The following is an 18,167-nucleotide window of genomic DNA, read 5'->3' on the forward strand; positions in this document are numbered from 1 at the left end:
TTGGTATTACATCCGATTGAAAACTGCTATAAATTAAACCACAAAAACAAAACCCGCATCGGCGGGTTTCATCTTCATGATTATTGTTAATAACTTACGGTTTTAACTACTTCTTAGGAACAAGAACCTCATTAGCAGCAACGGGACGCGCCGACGAAGCGGTAGTTTTTAAAAGTGCGATCGCCTGCGCGTAGCAAGGATCATCCTTAGTCGCAACCAACATCGGTTTGTTAGCTAATTTCAGCTTTTGTTCGTCGGTGACTTCGACTTTAACATCGGGAGTAACCCCCTTCTGGCTGATATCCGTACCGTTGGGAGTATAGTAGTGAGCGATCGTCACCGCCAATCCCGAACCGTCAGCCAAAGAATGCACCGACTGCACCAAAGCTTTGCCAAAAGTTTGGCCGCCCATCACAGTTGCGCGCTTATTATCCTTCAGAGCACCGGCCAAAATCTCGCTGGCGCTGGCCGAGTTGTCGTCCACGAGCACCACCAAAGGCTTGTCAGTGAGCGCAGTTCGATTTGCCTTCATTTCCTGAGAATCGCCCGCGCGATCGACTGTGCGGACGATCGCCCCTGTATCCATCCACATCCGAGCGATATCAATGCTCACTCGCAGCAAACCGCCGGGATTCCCCCGCAAATCCAACACAAAAGCGTCAGCTTTCTGAGCCGAGAGCTTTTTAATCGCCGCCTCCATTTGTTCGCCCGCGTGGGAGCTAAACTCTTGCAAACGGATGTAACCCACATTCTTACCGCCTTCATTCTTGAGGCTGTAGCGAACCGCTGCTACCTCAATTCTCGCCCTAGTCAGAGTGATGTCAAATTCGCTTTTGCCCTCACGAGCAATCCGCAGCGTGACTTTCGTACCTTCGTCGCCCCGAATTACCTGAGCCGCATCCGAGACAGTCATGCCTTTGGTAGTTTTGCCGTCAATCACCAAAATCGTATCGCCCGCTAGAATCCCTGCCTTCAGGGCCGGGGAATTTTCCATCGGCTCGACTACCCTAATCGCTTTCGTTTTCTCGTCTTCTTCCAGCCTCATCCCCACCCCTGTCAGTTCCCCAGAGGTTTGATTCGTCAGCGCTTCGTACTGCTTCGGGTCCATGAAGCGCGTGTACTGGTCGTTTAATTTCTCTAGGGCTTTGCGGAGAGCGGTGTAGGCAGCTTCGCGAGAGGTATAATTTTTGCTCAGCAATTCTTGGCGGGTCAATTGCCAGTCAGTCTTGTTAAAGCTGCCATCAACATACTCTCGGTTGACAATTTGCCAAGCTTCGTCTAAGACAGCTTTGGGGCTATCTTGAAGCTCAGCGCGGACTGATTGACTCAGGCCGGGAACGAGCAAAGATATCGAAGCGGTTGTTGCCATCGCCCCACTGAACAGGGCTGCCTGTAATTTAGAAAAGCGTCTGCGGGCTTGATTCATTGAATTTGGCTCAATTCGATTTTAGATTTTTGATTTGAGATTTTATATTGCTAAAAAATCTCAAACTACTACTTAAACTATTGTGTGGAGGCTCCACCATCCCTTTGGACAGTTTAACGAGATTTTTAGTCGATCGCCAACCAATTATTACTCTCTTTCAATAAACTTAATTTAAAACTTGGATTTATAAAGTGCCGTGGAAGCTAAAATCGAACAATTTTCGCGTAAGTGGTTGAGCCTGCTCGTTAATGGAGCTATCGGTCTAGCAGCGCTGGCGGGGGTCGTCGCCATGCAGTCTAGCGGGCAGTTAGGCGGAATGTCCCCAGTTGGCGTTCAGGGCCAAAAGCCGCTCTCTGCAATGTCTGCTGCCAGTTTCAAGCAAGAAGCGCAGCAAGAAGCCCTGCGGCTAAAAATGCTCAAAACAATCCCTAGTTTTGGGTTTGATAATTTAATTGCAGATTGGACATTTCTCAAATTTTTGCAGTATTTTGGCGACGACGAAGCGCGAGATGTGACGGGCTACAATCTGAGCCAAGATTATTTTGACATCGTTACGCAGCGCGACCCGCGGTGGGCTGACATCTACCTGTTTCTCTCCACAGCTATTTCTTTTTATCAAGGAAAGCCTGAAACTGCTGTTAACTTTATAGAGCGTGGTACTAGGGCCCTTGCCCTTTCGCCGCAACTTCATTCCCAATCATGGATAGTGTGGCGAACGAAAGGTATTGATGAGTTGCTGCTGTTGGGGGATATTCCCGACTCAATTCGCTCTCACGAAATGGCTGCGGATTGGGTGGAAGGAAGCCCGGAATGGTCGAAATTGGCGCCGATGTTTCGAGCCACTGCTGAGTATTTGCGCCGAGATCCCGATAGCGTGCCGGTGCGGTTTAATGCTTGGAGCACGGTTTATGCTCAAACAACTGATAAGTTGGTGCGTCAAAGGGCGAGACAAGCTCTTGTCAAGTTGGGAGCTCAGGTGCAAAAAGATCAGGATGGAAAGGAGAGTTTTATTTTGCCGCCTCGAAAGTAAGCAGAAGGAAGAAGGAAGTTCGGCAACGGATTGTGTAACGGATGTAACGGATATCAGGAAGAAGGAAGAAGGGAAATGCAGCCGCAGTAATAGTTTCAGCTATCAAGAATGTCCTAAATGTCAAGACGGTTGACTGTAATTCTCCAATCCAAAATCCAAAATCTAAAATCTAAAATCGGCTTGAGTTAGTTCGCGCCATTCACCGGGTTTGAGGCCTTCGAGACGCAAATGCCCGATCGCACATCTGACCAGCCGCAGCGTCGGAAACCCTACTGCTGCGGTCATCCTGCGGACTTGGCGGTTGCGGCCTTCTGTGAGAGTCATTTCCAGCCATGCTGTCGGCACGTTTTTGCGAAATCTAATCGGCGGTTCGCGGGGCGGCAAAGCGGGTTCTTCTAACAATAATTGCACTTTTGCCGATCGAGTCCGATAATCTTGAATGGTGACACCTGTCTGCAAAGCGGCGATCGCACTTGCATCAGGAATTCGTTCCACTTGCACCCAGTAAGTACGGGGATGAGCGAATTTCGGGTCACTGAGGCGGTGCTGCATTTGTCCATCATCGGTTAGCAGCAACAAACCTTCACTATCGCGATCGAGCCTTCCCACTGCATAAATGTTAGGAATAGGAATATAATCTTTGAGAGTGCTGCGTTTAGCTTCCCCTGAGTTGTCAGTGAATTGAGTTAAAACATCATAGGGTTTGTAAAATAAAATGTACCGATAGGGCATAAGCAATTAACAAAAATGTACTAATATCAATAATCCTGTAGGGGCGGGTTTCACCGACAATAATTGGCTAAAACTCACAATCTCAAAAACCCGCCCCCACCCAACGTCAAACCACTTTCTCTCTCTTCTCTCCCTCCTCTGCGCCCTCTGCGCCCTCTGCGGTTCATAAAAAAATAAATCTTGTTAACCAACGATTCAAACCAGCTCTAAAATCTTCAGCCTTTAAGAGCCTCGCAAATCTCAACTACCCAATTTTACCATGCCCGAAGCCACACACCGCGTTTGCATCGTCTTAGGAACTCGCCCGGAAGCGATTAAACTAGCCCCAGTAATTCAACAGTTCAAAAGTTCGCCAACCTTTGACACCCAAGTAATTTTAACCGGTCAGCACCGAGAAATGGTCGAGCAAGTAATGCGAATGTTCGATCTAAAAGCCGATCGGGATTTAGCAATTATGCAGCACCAGCAAACCTTGACGGATATTACATCCCGGAGTTTGCAGGGTTTGGAAGCCTTGTTTAAAGAATTGCAGCCCGAAATCGTCTTAGTTCAGGGCGATACAACAACTGCGTTTGCCGCTACTTTGGCTGCATTTTACCAGAAAATACCCGTAGGTCACGTAGAAGCCGGATTGCGAACAGACGACGTATTCAATCCTTACCCCGAAGAGGCTAACAGGCGGTTGATTTCTCAGCTCACAAGGCTGCATTTTGCCCCGACAGCGCTGGCTCAAGAGAATTTAGTGCGATCGGGCGTTTTGGGAGAAATTCACCGTACAGGCAACACAGTAATCGATGCTTTGCTTGCCGTAGCCAAACGCGAACCAGAATGCAACATTCCCAATTTAGATTGGAGCAAATATCGCACTATCTTAGCAACAGTTCACCGCCGCGAAAATTGGGGAGAACCATTAGCAGGAATTGCTAAGGCTTTTCTCCAAATCTTAGATAAATTTCCCGATACAGCCTTGCTCTTACCTCTACATCGAAATCCCACAGTCAGAGAACCTTTGCAAGCTCTTTTGGGCGACCATCCAAGAGTATTTTTAACTGAACCTTTAGATTACGCAGAATTAGTAGGAGCGATTCAGAGATGTCATTTAATCCTCACAGATTCCGGTGGCTTGCAAGAGGAAGCACCTAGTTTGGGGAAGCCTGTTTTAGTATTGCGAGAAACCACAGAAAGACCCGAAGCAATTTCCGCCGGCACCGCTAAACTTGTCGGTACGAATTCTGATACAATTTCCACAGCAGCGGCAGAATTGCTCAGCAATTCAGATGCTTACAACGCAATGGCAATGGCAATTAATCCCTTTGGGGACGGTTTAGCCGCCTCGCGGATTTTGAAAATTGTTGAAGAGTATTTTAGTTAACTACCTCTCGATTATTCGGCGGTTGAAACCGCAATTAAACAAATAAAGCCCCCGCAGAGGGGGACTAATTCCTGTTAAAAAAAGTCGGTTTCTGCCTCCATTCCCGAATTACCAATCCCCACCGCCACCCCCACTACTAGAATCGCTGCTACTACTGCTACTGCTGCTGTTACTGCTACTGCTGTAGTCGCTACTGCTACTGCTACTGCTGCTGTTACTGCTACTGCTGCTGTTACTGCTGTAGTCGCCGCCACCGCAATAATCGCTACTGCTGCTGCTGTAGTCGCCACCGGCACCGCCACCGCTGGAGTCGCCACCGCCAAAGCTACCCCCGCAGTCGCTACTGCTAATGCTGTAATCGCCACCGGCACCGCCACCGCTGGAGTCGCCACCGCCAAAGCTACCCCCGCAGTCGCTGTTGCTAATACTGTAGTCGCTGCTATTACTGGTGTAGTAGCCACCGCAATCATCGTTGCTACTGTTACTGCTGTAGTCGCTACTGCTACAGTAATCAATGCTGTTACTGCTGTAGTCGCCACCCCCACCGTAATAGTTGTGGCTGTTAATGCTGTAATTGCGATGGTTACTGCTGTAATTGGGAGTGTGACTGCCGTAATTGCGATTGTTACTACTGTAATTGCGCGGATAACGGCGGTGGCGGTAACGAGATATCCGAGAAAATAAGCTGCGAAATATCCTGAAGATAATGAAGCAAGGTATAAACGCTATGAATGCTATGAATAACAACCCAAGTAAGCCATAGATTAGATACGATGAATCTTCACCTGTGGACTTACTATTGCTAATAACTGGGGATTGACTTGGTATTGGTGACGGTTTCAGCGCTTGAGATGGTACGATTGGAGCTAAAGGCAGCGTGGTTTGAGATTGAGCATTTACCATCGGAGTTTGTAAAATATTTACTAACGCCTTTGTCCCCGCTAATGTGCCCCCGTCAAAGTCCTGCTGTTTAAATCTGGGCGTAATTTCTGTTTTAATAATTCCCACTACCTTCGCATCGGGTAAAATGCTTTGAATGCCAGAACCTGTTTCAATTTGAACGCGGCGTTCCCCCGACGAAATCAACAATAAAACTCCGTTATTTTTACCTTTTTTGCCAATCCCCCAAAAGTTAAATAATTCTGTAGCAAATGCTTTTGGTGTTGCCGATGGCTTAGTATCAGGCACTGTCACAACAGCGATTTCTGAGCCGTTTTTTGCCTCTAAATCCGAAATCATTTGATTTAGCTGAGTTTCGGTGCTGTCGCTGAGAATGTTTGCCTTGTCCGTTACCCAAGTGTTATTTACTTGACGGGGATTCGGTACTTCTTGTACTGTTATAGCTTGGCTCGTTAGGGGAAATGCAATTGCCGAAAAGCATAGCAAACTGATCCAGATTATTTGTTTATTGCTAAATTGTAACTGCATCGCTTCAGTCTCCTGAATAACTGCTAGTCTGAAATGCACATATCTATCTCCGCCTAATACCAATTTTTTATGAGACCCCGTAGAATCCGATCCCCCCTAACCCCCCTTAATAAGGGGGGGACAAGATTCCGATCAAAGTCAACCCCTACTCCCCAACAATCAGGGGGAGTAGGGGGTATGCGAGGGGGATCGAGATATGTGCAACTTCACATCAAATTGGTATAACTACAATTAAATAGCCAGCTCACTGTCATGTCAATTCATATTATTCAGAAGTTGAATTCATAAAAATCATAATTTTAGGTGCGCCATCAGCACTTTACATTTATAGTCATGGACGCACGGGTGGCGAGAAACCGGGTTTTTAACCAAAATAATTGCTGAAAACCGTCAATCTCGGTTCACAAACCCGGTTTCTGAGTGGGCGAGTGCGAGTGCTAACTAATTTAGATATTTTTAAGGAGAGGGAACTGGTGGCAGAAAATTGCTGCTGCCTTTATAACCGGATAAAATAGCCAGTTTTTCCAAAGATTGTCGGCCCGTGTAATATTTACCCCGAATTTCCCAAGTGGGATAAGCTTTAATATTGGCAGCTTTGCACAAATCCGGTTGAGCATCTTTGCCTCTAGGATCGCACTCAATGTAAGTAATCGCGGTAAATGCTTCTTTGCCGAAAAGTTCTTGTTGCGTGTGACAGTGAGGACACCAGTAAGCACCGTACATTCTAGCTTTGATGGTCTGCAAATGGGTTGCTAAAGCTATTTGTTCCGGCACTGATTCGCTGCGAATAGGTGGCGCTTCTTGTTCGGTAACAGGCTGTGCGGAAGGGGGAGGAGGAGGGAGGGTTTGTGCTAATTTGGGAGTGGATTTGTTGCTGAAACTGAACTGTGCAATTCTTCCGTCTGCTTTGGTAGTGACGAAAATCCCCAAAGTCAGAAAAATGCCGATCGCACAAAAGTTGAATTTGCTTACTCTCATCTTGGATTTCATCTTGAATTTACTAGGATTTCGCGAGCTTGATTCATAGCCTCTACAGCATTGTTTACCACAAAGATGTTAAATTGTGCTAAACCTTTTAAAAAAAGTTGACTTTCGGCGCTGTGATTTAACAATATAACTTGTTTGTTAGCTTTGAGGGCGAGGGTAATTTCCGAAGCAGTGCCCGTGCCCATACCGCAGGCAATTATTACATCTGAAGAAAGAACGTTAATGTTATTTCTGGCGTTTCCCATATCAGTGACAATGGCAATATCTACAGCTTCAGAAATGCCGCGAGTGTCATTTCCTGGAAGGATGCCCACTGTTAAACCGTTAGCTGATTTTGCTCCTTTGTTGGCGGCATCCATGACCCCGACATTTCTACCGCCAGTTAGCAATATCCATCCTGCTTCGGCGATGAGTTGTCCGAGTTGATAGGCGTTTTCTAAGTCTGTTGATGTGGCACTTTCGCCAGGGCCCATGATGCCAATAATGATTTTTTTCATAGTTTTGGGGTGAATATGGTGTTATTAATACTTGCGAGTTTTTTTGCACTATCTACGAATGTATGTTATCATATAAATAGTGGCTTCATAAAAACAGCTTTTGACACAACTAACTTCCCGAACCTTCCTAGTATTTTTACTATGAAAGAGCAAACATTTAAACTAGATGAATCTCAGATAAAATTTTTAGAACTCTGTCAAAACTATGGATTTAAAGACCCTAGTGAATTGGTTAGAATAGCGATTCAACGGTTGGAATTAGCGTTAGAAACTGAGCAGTTGAAAGAATCGGCGATGCTCTATGCGGAAGTCTATGCAGAAGAGACAGAGTTACAGGAATTGGCGGAATTAGGTTTAGAAGAATGGCCGAAGGAATAAAACTGAAACGGGGGCTAATTATTGAAGTCAATCTTGACCCTACTAGGGGTTCTGAAACTGGAAAAATTAGACCTTGCATTATTGTGACTAACAATACTTATAATGAGAGAGTTCCCATAATTCAGGTGGTTCCAATTACTGCTTGGAGTGAAAAGAAAGCCAAGATTAGAAGTAATGTGGAGATTGAACCTTCAGAAGCAAATGGATTAACAAAAAAATCTCTTGCAGATTGTTTGCAAACGCGCCCTATAGATTATTTTTCTCGATTGGTGGATATCCGAGGTGAAGTTGAGCCAGAGGTTTTACTAAAAATCGATCGAGCTCTCAGAATTGTGTTTGCTTTGTAATTTTTCAACTTTTTAAAGAAGGAATTATGGGCGAGATCCTTTCTGAATCTGGCTGAGAAAGGGATCTCGCTCTTTTTTAACCGCAGATTAACGCAGATTAACGCGGATGTAAGAAGGGATCTCGCTCAAGGACTAATGGAAACAACATCCCCAGCATCATTAATGCGAACTGCCGAACCTGCTGGCAGCGACGATATCATAGTGCTAACTTGTCTCATCAAAGGTACTAGATGGTCTGGCCTCGTACTGCTAGAATCTAACACCACAATTGTAATAACACGACTTGCGAGATTTTGTTGATAGGGAAGATTTTTATCAGCAGTGATAAAAACATCAAAAGGATGATTCTCCGATCTCTCCAGAATTTCCCGGTCTTTTAGCCCTCTCCACCCCATGTCATACACATTGCTGATTGAATGACCCTCGTCTAAGAAAGGTTGCTTGAGTTTTTGACTCAAGAGATTTTCATCAAGCAGTATAAGCATTTGAAGGATTTTCTAGCGAGAGCATCATTTTAGTGAGATTTTCTAGCACTTTAATTGCCTGACTTTCTAGGTAAGGAAAATCATTAATAAATTCTGCGAAACCGCTTTCACCTTCGAGGTAGTCGAAAAAAGTCTTTAAGGGGACGCGGCTGCCGACAAATACGGGGACACCGCTCATAATTTCTGGATCGCGGTGAATAATCCCTTTTCTTTGCAGTAATTCTTCTATTTTCACGGGCTTTACTCCTTTATATCAAAAGAAGTGGGCAAGTCTAGCTGTAAATGATGGGTAATTATATCATAAATTTAGCAGAAGCGAGATCCTTTCTGAATGTGACAGAGAAAGGGATCTCGCTCTTTTTTAACCGCAGATGGACGCAGATTAACGCGGATGCAGGAAGGGATCTCGCCATGATTGATGAATGATGGGCGAGATCCTTTTTGAGTCTGGTCGATCGAGGGCGATCTATCTTCCCAATTTCTTATTACAAAATTACAGGTTGTGTGAGGCTTGACAAAAAATGGCAAAATTTGCCATAATAAGATAACGAGTTAAATGAGGTAAGTAATACCCGTGACAAGCATGAATATTTCTCTACCTGACTCAATGCGAACTTATATAGAAGCACAGGTAGCTCAAGGTGGTTATAGTACAGCTAGCGAGTATTTTCGTGAGTTAATTCGCCAAGACCAAAAACGCAAAGCTTCAGAACGTTTGGAAGCGATGTTATTAGAGGGTTTGGAATCGGGAAATCCTACCGCGATGACGGAGGAAGATTGGATGGAGATTCGTCAAGCTGTGCGATCTCGTATTTCCCAGAATCAGGGGTTGCAGGGAGAAAAATGACCTCGCTCCAAAAACGTCCGCAAGTTATCGGTGATTTGATTGAATTAGCCACTTACATGGCGGAAGATAATATGGATGCTTCCGATCGCTTTCTTGTCGCGGCAGAAGAAACGTTTAAACAATTAGCCCAAACGCCAAAAATTGGAAAACACTGTATTTATCTCCTTTTATGAACTGAGTGCTAAGGGTTGTTTGACCAATTGTTCGACAACTAGCGATCGACAAACAGCTTCAATTTTGTTATTTCCACCAATTTCAAATAACAGATGCAGCCACTCATTAGGAGAAAGGGATAGATTTTCTAACCAAGGAGAAGGAGTAACTTGTCCCCAGCCGACGATTGTGCCGAGGTTCGCAGGCTTTTGATTTAACTGATCGGGATTTGGGTTGAGTTGTACATCAAGTCGAATGCAGGTTTTGAGGATAATGTTTAAAAATTGGTCATTTGTAGCAACTTCAGAAGTAGAATTAGTTGAATTAATCTGCCAATAGTAGTTGAGATTGAGGACATAATCATAGGGAAATTGCCACCCCATCGATAGCAATTCTGATTCGGTAAAATCGTATTGTTGCCAAATTTGTTGAAAGTTCATAATCTGACGAATAAATGGGATTAAGGGAGCAGAATAAAGTGGGTGTCTCCACGACTTCCAGGTTTTCCTGATGCGTTTAGGGGTTGTTCTGCGGGTGCACCTCCTCCTGGGCCATTGTAAACACGAGCATAGGATGAACCATCAGGTTGAGTCATAATTCTGACACTGTATTGAGTGTCTGGGCTTGTCCAAATTGTACCTGCACCGCTTTTTGAACCACCTCTAGCTGGAGTGAATATCCAACCCGAAGCAGTAAGTTCTGTTTCGAGGGTAGTTTTATCGATTCCACTGACAAGGAAATTGAGAACATCTGTGACAGCTAGGATGTTACCTGATGACATAGTTCAGGGAAGTTGGGTTTTGGATGGGGTGCATGAGCACTGGTAGGAGCGATCGCCATGATTGATTATAAAACGGGCGATCGCACCCTATTTCTTTTGGGGAAATTCTACCAATTCTGATTCCTTAAGACGTTGCGATAATAGGCAATCTTCAAAGCTGAAAGCTTCTGAGTCTAGAAAACTAGCGATCGCCATTTCGATCGCAGCTTCCAGAGAACATTCTAGCTGCGTAGCTTTTGCCATCAAAGCGACTTTCACATAGTCAGGTAAATAAGTCATCAGCGAATGAATAGCTTCTGGTGGCAAGTGTTGGATCTTAAGTGTTTGAGTCATTGTTCTCTGGGGATTTTAACGTTGTAGGGAGGATTTGTAGCTTGAAGGATGAGGGTTTCTAATTCATATAATAACCCTGGTTTTTGCCATTGGTTGAGGGTAACAAAGGCAATCCTTACATCATCTGGATCGTAGCGATCGAGCCAGCCCCAGAGGAAGGCTTTGTGACCACCTCGCAGTCGATCGCGGAGGTTCTTGGCTTTGCCGATGTAGAGCAATCCTTCAGTGCGATGTCGAAAGGCGTACAAACCAACTTTAGCAGGAATGGTGTCGAAGTCGCGGCTGAGGGGATGGCACCGATCGAAGGGGGTAAAGGCGAGAGTGTCGAGAATTTGGCGGGCTTCTTGCTGGATGGGGTTGGTCATGAAAATTGGGAGATGCAAGCGGTTATTCCATCCTACAAGTAGAAGCGATCGCCCTTCTGAATTATTAGAAAGGGCGATCGGTCTTTTTTGACCGCAGATGGACGCAGATTAACGCGGATGTAAGAAGGGATCTCGCACTTTTGATGAATTATGAGCGAGATCCTTTCTGAATTATTAGAAAGGACGATCGCTATAATTCCAGATAGCGCTGCAAAATCTCTTGTGGACGAGATAGAATTCTTGATTTTCATCGAAGTGGGCGAATAGCTGCGGAATGAGATCGTGGCTACCTAACTTGTACAGGTGTTAAGGTTCGCTTTAAAACAGGCGTTTGGCTTCTTGCAGCAAGAAGGGATCATTGGACTGGGGCTTGAATCTCTTAACCACGCGCGGGGGCTTGTCGGGTAGATGTTCGTCATGTGCTAAGTAGGTTTCGCCAAATCCACCTTTACCCAATGAGCTGATTATGTAGTAATGTCCGCCAATAGTTTTGCCAATAATTATTTTGTTGTGATAATATTTTTGATAATTATTAAACACTCGGATCGGATTCGGCGTACTTCTGTGAACCGTCGGGGAAGCAGCTTCATTAAAATTCAATAACTGGAATAAGGCAATGACTACAAAATCGCTCGCAGATTACGATCGGGCTATTCAACTTAATCCCTACAATGCTAAGGCCTACTACAATCGGGGTAATGCCAAATATGCCCTAGGGAGAAACCAAGAGGCGATCACAGATTACGATCGGGCTATTAAGCTTAATCCTAACTATGATATTGCCTACAGCAATCGGGGGAATGTCAAATCTGCCCTAGGGAGAAACCAAGAGGCGATCGCAGATTACGATCGGGCTATTCAGCTTGATTCTAACTTAGCTTTTGCCTACTTCGGTCGGGGTTATGCCAAATCTGTCCTAGGGAAAAACCAAGAGGCGATCGCAGATTACGATCGGGCTATTCAGCTTAATCCTAACTTGGGTCCTGCCTACAGCAATCGGGGTAATGCCAAATCTGACTTAGGGAAAAAACAAGAGGCGATCGCAGATTATGATCGGGCTATTCAGCTTGATTCTAACTATGCTAAGGCCTACTACGGTCGGGGTAATGCCCAGTCTGACCTAGGGGAAAAACAAGAGGCGATCGCAGATTACGATCGGGCTATTCAGCTTAATCCTAACTTGGGTCCTGCCTACAGCAATCGGGGTAATGCCAAATCTGCCCTAGGGAGAAAACAAGAGGCGATCGCAGATTACGATCGGGCTATTAAGCTTGATTCTAACTTTGCTCCTGCCTACAGCAATCGGGGTAATGCCAAGTGTGCCCTAGGGAGAAACCAAGAGGCGATCGCAGATTACGATCGGGCTATTCAGCTTGATTCTAACAATGCTAATGCCTACTACAATCGGGGTACTTTCAAATCTGCTCTTGACGACAAACAGAGTGCAATCCAAGATTACCAAAAAGCCGCTGATTTGTATAAGCAACAAGGGGATACAGGCTTTTGGTATCAACAATCTGTTGAAAACGTGAAAAAACTATCCGAACCGTAGCGACAAACTGAGAATAATCATGCCTTCAGATGACTCACCAACTCCTGAAAAGTATCAATAGGAATCGCCCAACTCAAACCTTCCATCTTCCGAAAAATACCCTGAGAAGGCACACTCCCATCCGCCAACTTAAACACATCAATTCCCCCCAAAGGATATTTCGATTTACCATTAATTCCCACCAATTAGTAGCAGTGAGATTGCTATCATTTGCCACAGCCCGTAGGGACACTCCAAGAGCCCATAGGTGTCAACTTAACGTCAAATGTAGTCAGAGACTTCTGTTTGACTCTTAGATTTCGATCCCCCCTAACCCCCCTTAAGAAGGGGGGGACAAGAAATTTCTCAAAGTCAACCCCTACTCCCCTTCTTAAGGGGGATTTAGGGGGATCTAGATTCAGGTAAAAACGAGATTTATCATGGCTTTCAAATTAGTAGAGGACAAAATTTTCGGGTGCGAAGAAATCATCCTCCACTCACCTAGGCGGAGTCTAAAAAATCTCCCCAACAATCATCCCCGCCAATATCACAAATCCCACCCAAACATTTTGGCGAAAGATTTGACCGTAAACCGGATTGAGAACATCCGCATTTCGGAGTTGACTGTACTGCAAAAACCACAAAATTGCCGCCGCACTAATTGCCATCCAAAAACCAATGTGCAAGTGCAGATTAATTCCCATTGCCGCTAACAAACCGACAGTACCAACAAAGAAAAACCCCACAGCATTAGCGGCATTATCCCCGAAAAATATCGCGCTGGAATTCACCCCCAAACGCAAGTCATCTTCCCGATCGCTCATCGCATAAACTGTATCAAATCCCATCGTCCACAACACGACTGCACCCCACAGCAACCAAGTCGCTAATTCTAATTCGTCAACGGCGGCGCTCCAACTAATTAAAACGGCAAAACCCCAGGCAATTGATAACACTAATTGCGGCACGGGAAAGAATCTTTTTGCTAGCGGATAGCAGATAATTACTGGTACGGCGGCGACGCACAGCCAGAAACTTAACGGATTGAGATAAAAAGCGAGAATCGCCGCGCAAGCAAAGGAAATTAAAGCAACTCCTATTCCAGTTTGCACGGTGAGGGCGCGGGATGCTAGGGGGCGCGATCGCGTTCTTTCTACTTCGGGATCAATATCGCGATCCCACAAGTCGTTGATGACGCATCCCGCCGCACTCGTGGCTAAGGTACCCAACACAATCACGCCCACCAATGCTGTCGGCGGCCTCCCGTCTGCTGCTAAAAAGACGGCCCAGAGGGCTGGAATCATTAAAATGAGCCTTCCTGCTGGTTTGTCCCATCTCAAAAGCCTCACGACGGTTAGCAATGTGGATTCGGGTTGGCGATCGGGCTGTGTAAGCATTTCAATTCTAGATTTGATATTTTTAACTCTAAATTTTATCAAATTTTAGGCACAATCACTTACTATCTCTGCTGGCGATCGCACTTCTGCCGAAATTTAAAACAGGTAAAAGTCTTGACCAGTCAGCAATTCCTGATTTTTGCTAATTTAATAGAATGCCTAACTGGATTCGTGAAATAATCATAAATATCTGTCAACCCCGATACTCCAATGGTTAATTCACTTCCGTCTGCGGAGTCAAATCGCATTATTGCTGCTATTGATATGGGTACTAACTCATTTCACATGGTGGTGGCGCGGATCGATCCGAAATTGCCCGCGTTTACGATTATTGCTAGAGAAAAAGATACGGTTCGGTTGGGCGATTGTGAGGTTAAGACAGGATGCTTGAAGTCCGAGGTTATGGAAAGGGCGATCGCCACTCTGCGCCGTTTTCAAGATATTGCTAAAACTTTCAATGCTGAACAAATTATCGCTGTGGCTACCAGTGCGGTTCGGGAAGCCCCTAACGGGCGGGATTTTCTCAAACAAGTTGCTGAAGAATTAGACCTGAATGTGAGTTTAATTTCTGGTCAAGAAGAAGCGCGGAGAATTTATCTCGGTGTTCTTTCGGGTATGGAGTTTAACAATCAGTCCCAGGTAATTATTGATATCGGGGGCGGTTCTACGGAGTTGATTTTAGGAGACAGTTCTGAGCCTCGCTGTCTCACCAGTACAAAAATTGGTGCTGTTCGCTTAACAGGACAATTTGTCAAAACAGACCCGATTACTAGGGAGGAGTTTGCTTATTTGCAAGCTTATATTCGTATTTCGCTGGAAAGACCGATCGACGAATTGCGAGCTCAATTCCATGAGGGCGAACCTTTGCGCTTGATTGGCACTGCTGGAACCATCGAAACTCTGGCTGCAATTAACGCTCGCGAAAAGTTGGGAACAGTGCCGAGTCCGCTGGCTGGATATCAGTTAAGTTTAAAAGATTTGCGCGATTTAGTCAATCGTTTTCGCAAACTTTCTTATGCCGAAAGGTTGGCAATTCCGGGAATGTCGGACAAGCGGGCGGAAATTATTCTGGCAGGATCTATGATTTTGCAGGAAGCTATGATACTATTAGGAATTGAATCGCTGACTGTTTGCGATCGCTCTCTGAGAGAAGGCGTAATTGTTGACTGGATGCTTAGCCACGGTTTGATTGAAAACCGCTTGCGCTATCAAGGTTCCATCCGCCAGCGCAGTATTCTCCACATGGCTGACAAATATCAAGTCAATTTAGAACAAAGCGAAAGAACCGCAGCATTTGCGCTCAATTTCTTCGACCAAACTCAAGGAATTCTACACTATTGGGGAAGCGAAGAACGCGAGTTGCTGTGGGCTGCCGCGATTCTGCACAACTGCGGTTTGTACGTCAGTCATTCAGCGCACCACAAGCATTCTTACTATTTAATTCGCAATGGTGAGTTATTGGGCTACACTGAAACTGAGATTGAAGTAATTGCCAATTTGGCTCGCTATCACCGGAAAAATCCTCCTAAAAAGAAGCACGAAAACTTTATTGTTCTTCCGAAAAAATACCGGGAGGTTGTCAGTAAGTTGCATCCTTTTCTGCGGTTAGCTGTGGCTTTAGACAGGCGGCAGATTGGCGCAATTTCTGATTTTAAATGCGAATACCGCCCGGAAGTTCGAGAGTTTCACTTACGGTTGCAGCCGCTCAATCCCGAAGACAATTGCGCTCTGGAACTCTGGAGTTTGGATTATAAAAAGCCGTGTTTTGAATATGAGTACAATCTCAAATTAGTGGCAACTTTGGAACCGACTCTGGTTCCGGTTTAAATACAAAGCCGAGCCTGAAAACGAGAAACTGTAGGGTGCGCGCGTCCCCTACAGTTTTAACTTAATCCCAAGTCTACTACCAATATTGTGTTTGACTCTACAGTCCTCCCGATCGCCCTAGCCTGCCTTCAGAAGGCAGCGTGGATTAATTTTAGAGAGGAGAAATCAATGCAATATGACTATTTGCTGACGCTATACGAAAGATTGAAGTAATGTCTCATATCATGTCCGGTCGAGCGATCGCGATTAAAGGCCGGGGCGGGTTTACAGATTTTCCGGTTTCTATTCAATATCTTGGCGAACCCGCCCCTACAGAAATCATGGTTAATTGACCGGACATGATATAATATCATGTCCAGTCGAGCGATCGCGATTTTTGTAGGGACTCCCCTCACCAACAATACCTACCAATAATTGACATCTCAAAAACCCGCGCCGACCGGGATATTATGATTAATCGATCGGACATGATATTAGCGATTATTCTGATACAACCGGATTCCATATTATCTACAAATCAGGTAGTCCAATTACTGTAAAATCCTGTTGAGTGATGAGATTAGCTGGCACACCTTTTAGGCTAGCTAAGATTTGATCCGTGTTGGCAATTTTGATAAAAGTTGTAGTGTTTTCTTCAACTATGCTGAGTCGATCGACCGTTAACCCTCCCGTCAAAATTAATAAATCTTCACCTTGCGTAAAATCAGCGATGACATCGCGGCCTTCTCCCGCAGTCAAGAAAAAGTAATCGCGCCCGCTTCCCCCTTGCAGCGTATCGTTTCCGAAGTCTCCCCTCAACCAGTCCTCGCCAATTCCCCCAATCAAAGTATCATCACCCTCACCCCCGTACAGAGTATCGCTACCGTCACCGCCGCACAATTGATCGGCATCTTCATTGCCATAAATTAAATCATTGCCACTACCGCCGCACAAATAATCTTTTTGACTGGTAGCATCCATCGCGATATTGTCACTATCTCCGAAAATCGTATCCTCGCCCTCGCCGCCGCAGATGGTGTCATTTCCCAACTCTCCAAACAGCAAATCATTGCCCGAATCGCCGCAAATTATATCGTTATCTTTGCCACCATGTAAGGTATCATTTTCCTTGCCGCCGCTGAGAGTATCTTCGCTTTCTTGTCCGTACAAAACGTCGTTGCCGTTATTGCCAAAAAGCAAATCTTTTCCGGTCAAGCCACCGTCAGACGCATCAGAAGTGCCGCCAAATAAACTGTCATTACCTTCATCGGCAAGCAAGGTATCGCTGCCTTTGTCGCCCCAAACTACGTCATTATCTTTGCCTGCGATCGCCACATCATGATCTTTACCCGCATAAATAATGTCATTCCCAGCGTGGCCGACGAGATAGTCGTTATTTTCGTTGCCAAATATGGTGTCGCTGTCTGCATCCGCGCCAACAGTAACTGGGCTAGCAAGACCACCGTAAATATTGTCGTTGCCGAATAAGCCATTTAGCAAGTCGCTGCCGTTGAAACCGTTGATGATGTCATTAATATCGCTGCCGGTTAGAGTATCTTTACCGTCAGTAGCGTTGAGGGTATTTTCAGGGATATTCGGGCCGGGAATGGAAGTGCGATCGGGTAAAGTGATTCGATCGCACATACAGTCTTCCGAAGCAGCAGGAATTAGCGCCGGTGTGGGGGTTTCTGTTGTTGGAGATGTGGTTTGGGCGATCGAATTCTGATTGGCGATCGGCGTTTCCCCAGGTTTAGCCGTCGGAATTGGACTTTCCGCAGATATCAGAATTGGAGTCGGAGTCGGAGTTGGAGTTTCCCCAGGCGTCGGAGTTTCCGCAGAAATTGGCGTCGGTGTCGGAATTGGTGTCGCAGTCGGAATTGGCGTCGGAATTGGCGTCGGAATTGGAGTTTCCGCAGGCGTCGGAGTCGGAATGGGAGTTTCCGCAGGAATTGGCGTCGGAGTTGGAATTGGCGTCGGAATTGGCGTCGGAATTGGCGTCGGAGTTGGAATTTCCGCAGGCGTCGGAATTGGTGTCGGAATTGGCGTCGCAGTCGGAATTGGCGTCGGAATGGGTGTCGGAGTCGGAATTGGCGTCGGAGTTTCCGCAGGCGTCGGAGTCGGAATTGGAATTGGCGTCGGAGTTGGAATTTCCGCAGGCGTCGGAGTCGGAATTGGCGTCGGAGTTTCCGCAGGCGTTGGAGTTTCCGCAGGCGTCGGCGTCGGAATTGGCGTCGGTGTCGGAATTGGAGTTTCCGCAGGCGTCGGAGTTGGA

At 45.8% G+C, this 18,167-nt stretch carries 23 protein-coding genes; 8 read left to right on the forward strand and 15 right to left on the reverse strand.

What is annotated here, in order from left to right:
- Window positions 1-106: 106 nt before the first annotated feature.
- A complete protein-coding gene (ctpB, locus tag QUB10_RS03285; protein WP_333199524.1) occupies window positions 107-1,426 on the reverse strand; it encodes a carboxyl-terminal processing protease CtpB in 1,320 nt (439 codons plus the stop codon).
- Window positions 1,427-1,622: 196 nt separating this feature from the next.
- Between ctpB and QUB10_RS03290 the strand changes: the two genes are divergently transcribed.
- Entirely contained in the window at window positions 1,623-2,456 is an 834-nt protein-coding gene (locus tag QUB10_RS03290; RefSeq protein WP_333199526.1) for a hypothetical protein, read from the forward strand.
- Between the two features lie 162 nt (window positions 2,457-2,618).
- On the opposite strand, the gene QUB10_RS03295 is transcribed toward QUB10_RS03290, so the two are convergent.
- Window positions 2,619-3,188 carry an rRNA large subunit pseudouridine synthase E gene (locus tag QUB10_RS03295; RefSeq protein ID WP_333199528.1) on the reverse strand — a complete coding sequence of 190 codons (570 nt, stop codon included), beginning with the start codon at window positions 3,186-3,188 and terminating at the stop codon, window positions 2,619-2,621.
- 259 nt (window positions 3,189-3,447) lie between these two features.
- On the opposite strand from QUB10_RS03295, the gene wecB reads away from it, so the two are divergent.
- A complete protein-coding gene (wecB, locus tag QUB10_RS03300) occupies window positions 3,448-4,560 on the forward strand; it encodes a non-hydrolyzing UDP-N-acetylglucosamine 2-epimerase (protein ID WP_333199530.1) in 1,113 nt (370 codons plus the stop codon).
- Between the two features lie 108 nt (window positions 4,561-4,668).
- Here the strand turns inward: wecB and QUB10_RS03305 are convergent, their stop codons facing one another.
- The 3 genes from QUB10_RS03305 to QUB10_RS03315 all read right to left on the reverse strand — a co-directional run bounded on the left by QUB10_RS03305 (window position 4,669) and on the right by QUB10_RS03315 (window position 7,472).
- The gene (locus QUB10_RS03305) at window positions 4,669-5,988 is read right to left on the reverse strand and encodes a TPM domain-containing protein (RefSeq protein ID WP_333199532.1); all 1,320 of its coding nucleotides are present in this window, start codon (window positions 5,986-5,988) and stop codon (window positions 4,669-4,671) included.
- A gap of 456 nt (window positions 5,989-6,444) precedes the next feature.
- Window positions 6,445-6,966, reverse strand: a complete 522-nt coding sequence (locus tag QUB10_RS03310; RefSeq protein WP_333150034.1) for a hypothetical protein — start codon at window positions 6,964-6,966, stop codon at window positions 6,445-6,447.
- Between the two features lie 8 nt (window positions 6,967-6,974).
- Complete coding sequence (locus QUB10_RS03315; protein WP_333199535.1) at window positions 6,975-7,472, reverse strand: TIGR00725 family protein; 498 nt, start codon at window positions 7,470-7,472, stop codon at window positions 6,975-6,977.
- Window positions 7,473-7,613: 141 nt separating this feature from the next.
- Here QUB10_RS03315 and QUB10_RS03320 point away from each other — a divergent pair, with 141 nt between their 5' ends.
- Both QUB10_RS03320 and QUB10_RS03325 read left to right on the forward strand, forming a co-directional pair.
- The gene (locus QUB10_RS03320) at window positions 7,614-7,850 is read left to right on the forward strand and encodes a hypothetical protein (protein ID WP_190744008.1); all 237 of its coding nucleotides are present in this window, start codon (window positions 7,614-7,616) and stop codon (window positions 7,848-7,850) included.
- Window positions 7,835-8,197, forward strand: a complete 363-nt coding sequence (locus tag QUB10_RS03325) for a type II toxin-antitoxin system PemK/MazF family toxin (protein WP_333150040.1) — start codon at window positions 7,835-7,837, stop codon at window positions 8,195-8,197. Before QUB10_RS03320 ends, QUB10_RS03325 begins: the two co-directional genes overlap by 16 nt.
- 125 nt (window positions 8,198-8,322) lie before the next feature.
- Here QUB10_RS03325 and QUB10_RS03330 read toward each other — a convergent pair whose 3' ends face one another.
- Together QUB10_RS03330 and QUB10_RS03335 are read right to left on the reverse strand one after the other, a co-directional pair.
- The gene (locus QUB10_RS03330) at window positions 8,323-8,682 is read right to left on the reverse strand and encodes a DUF5615 family PIN-like protein (protein ID WP_333150042.1); all 360 of its coding nucleotides are present in this window, start codon (window positions 8,680-8,682) and stop codon (window positions 8,323-8,325) included.
- Window positions 8,666-8,917 (reverse strand): DUF433 domain-containing protein, encoded by a 252-nt coding sequence (locus tag QUB10_RS03335; protein ID WP_332957339.1) that lies wholly within the window; start codon window positions 8,915-8,917, stop codon window positions 8,666-8,668. The genes QUB10_RS03330 and QUB10_RS03335 overlap by 17 nt, the downstream gene beginning before the upstream one ends.
- 348 nt (window positions 8,918-9,265) lie before the next feature.
- On the opposite strand from QUB10_RS03335, the gene QUB10_RS03340 reads away from it, so the two are divergent.
- Both QUB10_RS03340 and QUB10_RS03345 read left to right on the forward strand, forming a co-directional pair.
- Complete coding sequence (locus QUB10_RS03340; RefSeq protein ID WP_333106311.1) at window positions 9,266-9,529, forward strand: type II toxin-antitoxin system ParD family antitoxin; 264 nt, start codon at window positions 9,266-9,268, stop codon at window positions 9,527-9,529.
- Window positions 9,526-9,702, forward strand: a complete 177-nt coding sequence (locus tag QUB10_RS03345; protein ID WP_333199537.1) for a type II toxin-antitoxin system RelE/ParE family toxin — start codon at window positions 9,526-9,528, stop codon at window positions 9,700-9,702. The genes QUB10_RS03340 and QUB10_RS03345 overlap by 4 nt, the downstream gene beginning before the upstream one ends.
- On the opposite strand, the gene QUB10_RS03350 is transcribed toward QUB10_RS03345, so the two are convergent.
- The 5 genes from QUB10_RS03350 to QUB10_RS03370 all read right to left on the reverse strand — a co-directional run bounded on the left by QUB10_RS03350 (window position 9,697) and on the right by QUB10_RS03370 (window position 11,761).
- Window positions 9,697-10,122: a hypothetical protein gene (locus tag QUB10_RS03350; RefSeq protein ID WP_333146726.1), complete on the reverse strand. Its 426-nt coding sequence runs from the start codon at window positions 10,120-10,122 to the stop codon at window positions 9,697-9,699. The two genes, QUB10_RS03345 and QUB10_RS03350, sit on opposite strands and share 6 nt — an antisense overlap.
- Before the next feature lie 20 nt (window positions 10,123-10,142).
- Window positions 10,143-10,463, reverse strand: a complete 321-nt coding sequence (locus QUB10_RS03355; protein ID WP_333055249.1) for a hypothetical protein — start codon at window positions 10,461-10,463, stop codon at window positions 10,143-10,145.
- Window positions 10,464-10,550: 87 nt separating this feature from the next.
- Complete coding sequence (locus QUB10_RS03360) at window positions 10,551-10,796, reverse strand: hypothetical protein (protein ID WP_333199539.1); 246 nt, start codon at window positions 10,794-10,796, stop codon at window positions 10,551-10,553.
- Entirely contained in the window at window positions 10,793-11,161 is a 369-nt protein-coding gene (locus tag QUB10_RS03365) for a GIY-YIG nuclease family protein (RefSeq protein ID WP_333150048.1), read from the reverse strand. Before QUB10_RS03365 ends, QUB10_RS03360 begins: the two co-directional genes overlap by 4 nt.
- A 318-nt stretch (window positions 11,162-11,479) precedes the next feature.
- Window positions 11,480-11,761, reverse strand: coding sequence for a hypothetical protein (locus QUB10_RS03370; RefSeq protein WP_333199541.1), 282 nt, complete (start codon window positions 11,759-11,761; stop codon window positions 11,480-11,482).
- A gap of 16 nt (window positions 11,762-11,777) precedes the next feature.
- Here QUB10_RS03370 and QUB10_RS03375 point away from each other — a divergent pair, with 16 nt between their 5' ends.
- Window positions 11,778-12,713 (forward strand): tetratricopeptide repeat protein, encoded by a 936-nt coding sequence (locus QUB10_RS03375; protein WP_333199543.1) that lies wholly within the window; start codon window positions 11,778-11,780, stop codon window positions 12,711-12,713.
- Between the two features lie 17 nt (window positions 12,714-12,730).
- On the opposite strand, the gene QUB10_RS03380 is transcribed toward QUB10_RS03375, so the two are convergent.
- Window positions 12,731-12,895 (reverse strand): hypothetical protein, encoded by a 165-nt coding sequence (locus QUB10_RS03380; RefSeq protein WP_333199545.1) that lies wholly within the window; start codon window positions 12,893-12,895, stop codon window positions 12,731-12,733.
- Window positions 12,896-13,204: 309 nt separating this feature from the next.
- Window positions 13,205-14,089 (reverse strand): 4-hydroxybenzoate solanesyltransferase, encoded by an 885-nt coding sequence (locus QUB10_RS03385; RefSeq protein ID WP_333199546.1) that lies wholly within the window; start codon window positions 14,087-14,089, stop codon window positions 13,205-13,207.
- A 210-nt stretch (window positions 14,090-14,299) separates the two neighbouring features.
- Here QUB10_RS03385 and QUB10_RS03390 point away from each other — a divergent pair, with 210 nt between their 5' ends.
- Window positions 14,300-15,916: a Ppx/GppA phosphatase family protein gene (locus QUB10_RS03390; protein WP_333199548.1), complete on the forward strand. Its 1,617-nt coding sequence runs from the start codon at window positions 14,300-14,302 to the stop codon at window positions 15,914-15,916.
- 510 nt (window positions 15,917-16,426) lie between these two features.
- On the opposite strand, the gene QUB10_RS03395 is transcribed toward QUB10_RS03390, so the two are convergent.
- On the reverse strand, window positions 16,427-18,167 hold a 1,741-nt coding region (locus tag QUB10_RS03395; RefSeq protein WP_333199550.1), incomplete at its 5' end, for a calcium-binding protein.

The sequence above is a fragment of the Microcoleus sp. B5-D4 genome (assembly GCF_036705145.1).
GTDB lineage: Bacteria > Cyanobacteriota > Cyanobacteriia > Cyanobacteriales > Microcoleaceae > Microcoleus.

Coding starts and splice junctions, on each gene's coding strand:
- ctpB (WP_333199524.1), bottom strand. CDS start 1,426: ATGAATCAAGCCCGCAGACGCTTTTCTAAATTACAGGCAGCCCTGTTC.
- QUB10_RS03295 (WP_333199528.1), bottom strand. CDS start 3,188: ATGCCCTATCGGTACATTTTATTTTACAAACCCTATGATGTTTTAACT.
- wecB (WP_333199530.1), top strand. CDS start 3,448: ATGCCCGAAGCCACACACCGCGTTTGCATCGTCTTAGGAACTCGCCCG.
- QUB10_RS03305 (WP_333199532.1), bottom strand. CDS start 5,988: ATGCAGTTACAATTTAGCAATAAACAAATAATCTGGATCAGTTTGCTA.
- QUB10_RS03310 (WP_333150034.1), bottom strand. CDS start 6,966: ATGAGAGTAAGCAAATTCAACTTTTGTGCGATCGGCATTTTTCTGACT.
- QUB10_RS03315 (WP_333199535.1), bottom strand. CDS start 7,472: ATGAAAAAAATCATTATTGGCATCATGGGCCCTGGCGAAAGTGCCACA.
- QUB10_RS03320 (WP_190744008.1), top strand. CDS start 7,614: ATGAAAGAGCAAACATTTAAACTAGATGAATCTCAGATAAAATTTTTA.
- QUB10_RS03325 (WP_333150040.1), top strand. CDS start 7,835: ATGGCCGAAGGAATAAAACTGAAACGGGGGCTAATTATTGAAGTCAAT.
- QUB10_RS03330 (WP_333150042.1), bottom strand. CDS start 8,682: ATGCTTATACTGCTTGATGAAAATCTCTTGAGTCAAAAACTCAAGCAA.
- QUB10_RS03340 (WP_333106311.1), top strand. CDS start 9,266: ATGAATATTTCTCTACCTGACTCAATGCGAACTTATATAGAAGCACAG.
- QUB10_RS03345 (WP_333199537.1), top strand. CDS start 9,526: ATGACCTCGCTCCAAAAACGTCCGCAAGTTATCGGTGATTTGATTGAA.
- QUB10_RS03350 (WP_333146726.1), bottom strand. CDS start 10,122: ATGAACTTTCAACAAATTTGGCAACAATACGATTTTACCGAATCAGAA.
- QUB10_RS03355 (WP_333055249.1), bottom strand. CDS start 10,463: ATGTCATCAGGTAACATCCTAGCTGTCACAGATGTTCTCAATTTCCTT.
- QUB10_RS03360 (WP_333199539.1), bottom strand. CDS start 10,796: ATGACTCAAACACTTAAGATCCAACACTTGCCACCAGAAGCTATTCAT.
- QUB10_RS03365 (WP_333150048.1), bottom strand. CDS start 11,161: ATGACCAACCCCATCCAGCAAGAAGCCCGCCAAATTCTCGACACTCTC.
- QUB10_RS03375 (WP_333199543.1), top strand. CDS start 11,778: ATGACTACAAAATCGCTCGCAGATTACGATCGGGCTATTCAACTTAAT.
- QUB10_RS03385 (WP_333199546.1), bottom strand. CDS start 14,089: ATGCTTACACAGCCCGATCGCCAACCCGAATCCACATTGCTAACCGTC.
- QUB10_RS03390 (WP_333199548.1), top strand. CDS start 14,300: ATGGTTAATTCACTTCCGTCTGCGGAGTCAAATCGCATTATTGCTGCT.